4 protein-coding genes and 1 tRNA gene are annotated in these 5375 nt (G+C 39.9%); 2 read left to right on the top strand and 3 right to left on the bottom strand.

Translation table 11 applies throughout. From position 1 onward, the window contains the following. A tRNA-Asn gene (locus tag Q0791_RS24255) sits at positions 1 to 73 on the bottom strand. Between the two features lie 930 nt (positions 74 to 1003). Here Q0791_RS24255 and uvrB point away from each other — a divergent pair. Further along, on the top strand, positions 1004 to 3016 hold the full coding sequence (gene uvrB, locus Q0791_RS24250) for an excinuclease ABC subunit UvrB (protein ID WP_299011836.1): 2013 nt from the start codon (positions 1004 to 1006) through the stop codon (positions 3014 to 3016). Between the two features lie 85 nt (positions 3017 to 3101). Here uvrB and rrtA read toward each other — a convergent pair whose 3' ends face one another. Both rrtA and queC read right to left on the bottom strand, forming a co-directional pair. After that, complete coding sequence (gene rrtA / locus Q0791_RS24245) at positions 3102 to 3707, bottom strand: rhombosortase (RefSeq protein WP_299011835.1); 606 nt, start codon at positions 3705 to 3707, stop codon at positions 3102 to 3104. Further along, on the bottom strand, positions 3704 to 4387 hold the full coding sequence (gene queC, locus Q0791_RS24240; protein ID WP_299011834.1) for a 7-cyano-7-deazaguanine synthase QueC: 684 nt from the start codon (positions 4385 to 4387) through the stop codon (positions 3704 to 3706). Before queC ends, rrtA begins: the two co-directional genes overlap by 4 nt. Before the next feature lie 193 nt (positions 4388 to 4580). Between queC and queE the strand changes: the two genes are divergently transcribed. Beyond that, the gene (queE, locus tag Q0791_RS24235; protein ID WP_299011833.1) at positions 4581 to 5249 is read left to right on the top strand and encodes a 7-carboxy-7-deazaguanine synthase QueE; all 669 of its coding nucleotides are present in this window, start codon (positions 4581 to 4583) and stop codon (positions 5247 to 5249) included. Positions 5250 to 5375 lie beyond the last annotated feature (126 nt).

Raw genomic sequence — 5375 nt, 5'->3', positions numbered from 1 at the left:
CTCCCCAGACTGGACTCGAACCAGTGACATACGGATTAACAGTCCGCCGTTCTACCAACTGAACTACAGGGGAATCGAATTTAACCGACTCTTCGTGAAGACGGGGCGCATAGTAAATCGCTATGTGGATAGAGTCAACTCGACTGAGAAAAAAAAGTGTAATTATGCGGTTAACTGCTCATCTAATCTCCACAAAGAGTAGAGAATAGTCATATTTATGATTTTTTTATTCAAAAACTTAATATTGTTTATGTTTCTATTTAATGCTGCTTGTGGGGATACCTTGAAAATTAACGATAAAGCCGAGGATAAATGTGTAAAAAGTAGAAGATATGAAGGAAAAGTCAGTGTTTGTTTATATAAGAAGTGACTCAAATTAGTCGAAAATGTCTGTGAAAGGGCCGGTTGTATTGGCCGATCAAAGATTAAATGGTGTTGTTATATAAGAAGGTATACTAGTCAATGGTATGGTGGGATTTTCATTTGTAATAAAATAACAAATAGGTCTTAATGTGAGTTTGAAAGAAGAAAGTGCTCGGAAATACCCACAGAATAGGGCATGGAGTGAGTTATCCACTAAAACTGTGGATAACCCTGTGGGTGATATTGCTTTGTGGTGACCTAAGGCCGATGTGACTTGGGTTTTACGCAAAATGTATTAATTTTGACACTAAATTTTATTTGTTATTTTTCAGTGGTGTATAAAAATCAAGCAATATTTGCGAGCTAAAATTTTTTTGTTGTTTAAATGTAATAAATATTTAAGCTGAGCTTGTGTATTAAACAATGATTTTTATTGTATTCATGGCTGCTTTTGCTCCTTTTAATGGCATTATTGATCTGTATTAAAGTTTCACTCCATAGATATCAAAATGTCATACTTTAATGTTATAGCGTTTTGTTCTGATATAAGCGTTTTTTAAATTTACTTATGGGGATAAGCTTGGAATATCAAGGAGAGTCGCTTAAAATCTTGTGGCGTCTTATTTAAGGAAATGAATCAGTGTCGGATCCCGTATTTCAATTAGTGTCACCTTATTCTCCAGCAGGAGATCAACCTGCTGCCATTAACCAGCTTGTTGAAGGGGTTGAAGCAGGTATAGCAAGTCAAACCTTACTGGGTGTCACGGGTTCAGGTAAGACCTTTACAGTGGCGAGTGTGATTAAAGCCTTAGGGCGGCCGACGATTATTATGGCACCCAATAAAACATTAGCAGCGCAGTTATATGGTGAAATGAAAGAATTTTTTCCTCATAATGCCGTTGAATATTTCGTTTCTTATTATGATTATTATCAGCCTGAAGCCTATGTTCCTTCGACGGGCACCTTTATCGAAAAAGATGCGTCAGTGAATGCTCATATCGAACAAATGCGTTTATCGGCAACCAAAGCGTTATTGGAGCGTAAAGATGTGATTTTGATTGCGTCTGTCTCTGCGATTTATGGTTTAGGGGATCCTAACTCATACATGAAGATGCTGTTGCACTTACGAGAAGGTGATTTCATGGGGCAGCGAGACATTCTAAGGCGATTAAGTGAGCTGCAGTACACTCGTAATGATATTGAACTGCAGCGAGGGACTTATCGCGTTAGGGGGGAAGTGATTGATATTTTCCCTGCAGACTCCAATAAAGAGGCTATACGCGTTGAACTTTTTGATGATGAAATTGAAAGGTTGAGTTTATTTGATCCGTTAACTGGGCACACCCTAAAACGTTTGGCTCGTACTACTGTTTATCCAAAGAGTCACTATGTTACCCCTAGAGAGTCTGTTTTGGCTGCAGCTGAAGCCATAAAAGAAGAATTAAGAGAACGTAAGCAAGAATTACTGGATAATAATAAACTCATCGAAGCGCAAAGGATCACTGAGCGCGTACAATACGATATCGAAATGATGGTTGAATTAGGTTACTGCTCAGGTATTGAGAACTATTCTCGTTATTTGTCTGGACGAGCAACAGGCGAAGGGCCGCCAACCTTATTGGATTATTTACCGGACGATGGTTTGCTTATTCTCGATGAGTCTCATGTGACAGTGCCGCAGATTGGGGCTATGTATAAAGGAGACCGTTCCCGTAAAATGAATCTAGTTGAATATGGATTTCGTCTACCTTCTGCACTGGATAATCGCCCATTAAAATTTGAAGAGTTTGAGGCATTAATGCCGCAAACGATTTACGTGTCCGCCACCCCAAATGAATATGAATTGGCCAAAAGCGGTAATGATATCGCCGAGCAAGTGGTGAGACCGACAGGTTTATTGGATCCTGAAATTGAAGTGCGTCCTGTTGCGATTCAAGTTGATGATCTTTTTTCTGAAATTAATCAACGTGTTGCGGTGAATGAACGTGTTCTAGTGACAACCTTGACTAAACGTATGTCTGAAGACTTGTCTGAGTACTTAGATGAGCATGGGGTTAAGGTTCGGTATTTACATTCTGATATTGATACGGTTGAACGTGTGGAGATTATTCGGGATCTACGCTTGGGTGTGTTTGATGTTTTGATCGGTATTAACTTGTTGCGAGAAGGGTTGGACATGCCTGAGGTTTCTTTGGTATGTATCTTAGATGCTGATAAAGAGGGCTTTTTACGCTCTGAGCGCTCTCTTATTCAGACCATTGGCCGAGCAGCTCGAAATATTAACGGTAAAGTGATCCTTTATGCTGATAAGATCACTCAGTCAATGAAAAAGGCCATAGATGAAACAGAGCGCCGGCGTGCGAAGCAACATCAATTTAACCTTGATAATAATATTACCGTCACAGGGGTGAGTAAATCAATCACAGATGTGATGGATGTGGATGATGGCTCTGAGTCATTTGAAGCAAGCAAACAAAGGGAAGTGGCTGAACCTAGACCTCAATATCAAAGACAAAATGTGGCTGATTTAAGCCATGAAATAGACAGGTTAGAAAAGCAAATGCATGAGCATGCAAAAAATCTTGAGTTCGAACAAGCTGCTGCTGTGCGAGATGAAGTGAAGCGATTGAGAGATGCGTTGATAAAGGTATAAGGAATTTTCTTTATTAGTTGAAAAGGGGGAGGCTCTAATCTAATGAGAGTTAGCCCCTTTTTGTGTAAGATTGATAAGATCCAGCTTATGCCTTATGCCTTATGCGTAGCAGAGTATAGATGATTGCGGCGCATAAGAGTCCACTGATCAGGCCAATGAGGTGTGCTTCTGTGGCGACTCGAGCTTGGATGAGTTTGACAACTTCGGGGCTTGCTCCTTGGATTTGTTCGTAGGCGACTTTAATAATAACGCCTGCTAATAATAAGTAACCGCTTTTAAAGCCGACTCGACAATCTTGGATCACACCATAACTAAACAAGCCATGTAGAACGCCACTTAAACCTACGTAACCTAATAAAGTGGGAAAGAAAAGGTATAACCCTAAGCCTTGTAATAGGCACAAGACCAAAAATAAAAGCAGTAACCCTATCGATGAATAATGCTGTTTATGGAGCATTAAAATAGCCCAAAGGCCGGCTAAATTCATTGCTAAATGCCAGTCATTTGTATGCAGTAAATTACCTGTTATTATGCGCCACCATTGACCTTGAGTGATATCAAGTCGTCGATAAGCCAATAGCGTATCTTGTTGAATAAAAAACAAGACTATACAAAGCAGACTAATGAATAGGCCAACCCCATAAGGTGATTTGAGCTTTTTGACTATTAAGGGTGAGAAGAAAACGTTCATTTATTGGCTAGGCGCTGTAATACCGCCTCTTTGTTATTTAAATAAGTGTGTAAACCTCGGTTTCTGAGTTCACAAGCAGGGCAAGTGCCGCAGCCACTTCCAATGATACCGTTATAACAAGTTAGGGTTTCATCTTTAATCAGTGTTAAAGCATGATATTTATCAGCTAATCCCCAAGTTTCGGCTTTATCAAGCCACATAAGTGGTGTGATTAATGTGAGATCATAATCCATCCCTTGGGTCAACGCCTTTTCCATTGCTTTAACAAAATCATTACGACAATCTGGATAACCAGAGAAGTCGGTTTCACAGACGCCAGTAATAACCGCCTTGGCGCCGACTTGATAAGCATAGATCCCCGCAAGGGTTAAAAACAAAATATTACGTCCAGGTACGAAGGTATTGGGCAGTCCATTTTCCATTAGTGTATGAGAGACGGGAATATTGTCTCGAGTCAGTGAAGAAATGGCTAATTCATTAAGTAAAGAGACATCTAAAATTTTATGACTGGCTACCCCTAGCTTTTTACCTAAGGATTGTGCGATTTCGATTTCTTGACGGTGGCGTTGGCCATAATCAAAAGTCATAGCATGAACTTCATCATATTGTGTCAGTGCTTGAACAAGGCAAGTGGTGGAGTCTTGTCCACCAGAGAAAACAACGATTGCTTTTGAGGTCATTTTTATCAACCAATTTAAGTCATGAATATAGCGTAAGTGTACCTTAATCGGCTTTTTTCATATAGCGATAACAGCCTGTTTTATTCGAGTTGCTATAAAAATGTTTTCAAGTTTGACGATAAAACGGGGTGGGTACTTGCAGTCAAGAACAAAATCCACTATAAATGCCGCCTAGAAAAAATAGAGGTATCAAATGAATTATCCGGTTAATGAAGTTTTTGAGACAATTCAAGGTGAAGGCACTCATACTGGCGTGCCTGCGATATTTGTCAGGCTTCAAGGTTGTCCTGTCGGGTGTGCATGGTGTGATACAAAGCATACATGGGAAGTACTGGATGAGCATAAGGTTTCAAAAAGTGATGTGATCCAAGTTGACGGAACATTAGGGCGATGGGCAGAACATGATGCCGTATCGCTAATGAATGCATTTGTCAGTAAAGGCTTTACGGCTAAACATGTGGTTATTACCGGTGGAGAGCCTTGTTTGTATGATTTAACATCATTGACCAGTGAATTACATGCTCAGGGTTTTAGTACGCAAATTGAAACCAGTGGCACATTTGAAGTACGATGCTCAAATCATGCGTGGGTGACCGTTTCACCAAAAATTAATATGAAAGGGGGGCTGAAGGTGCTTCCTCAAGCATTAAATCGTGCTAATGAGATTAAGCATCCCATAGCGACAGAAAATCATATTGATGAGTTAGATATTTTGTTAAAAGATATTGAATGTGCCGATAAAACCATCTGTTTACAACCTATTAGCCAAAAGCCAAGGGCGACAGCATTAGCGATGAAGGTGTGCATTGAGCGGAATTGGCGCTTATCAGTACAAACACATAAGTATTTGAATATCGATTAGCTTGATATTAAACACCCCGTTGATATTGAATAAAAAAGCGCCGATAATGGGTAATGCCAGTAAGTTAAGCTTATTGGCATTTTTTATTTCTAGCATATCGCTGTGGTCTTCGTTTGACTGCTCGGG

The sequence above is a fragment of the uncultured Shewanella sp. genome (assembly GCF_947495455.1).
Lineage (GTDB): Bacteria > Pseudomonadota > Gammaproteobacteria > Enterobacterales > Shewanellaceae > Shewanella.
Note: the sequence above shows the minus strand (reverse complement) of the source record. Positions and strands in the feature narration are given on the sequence as shown.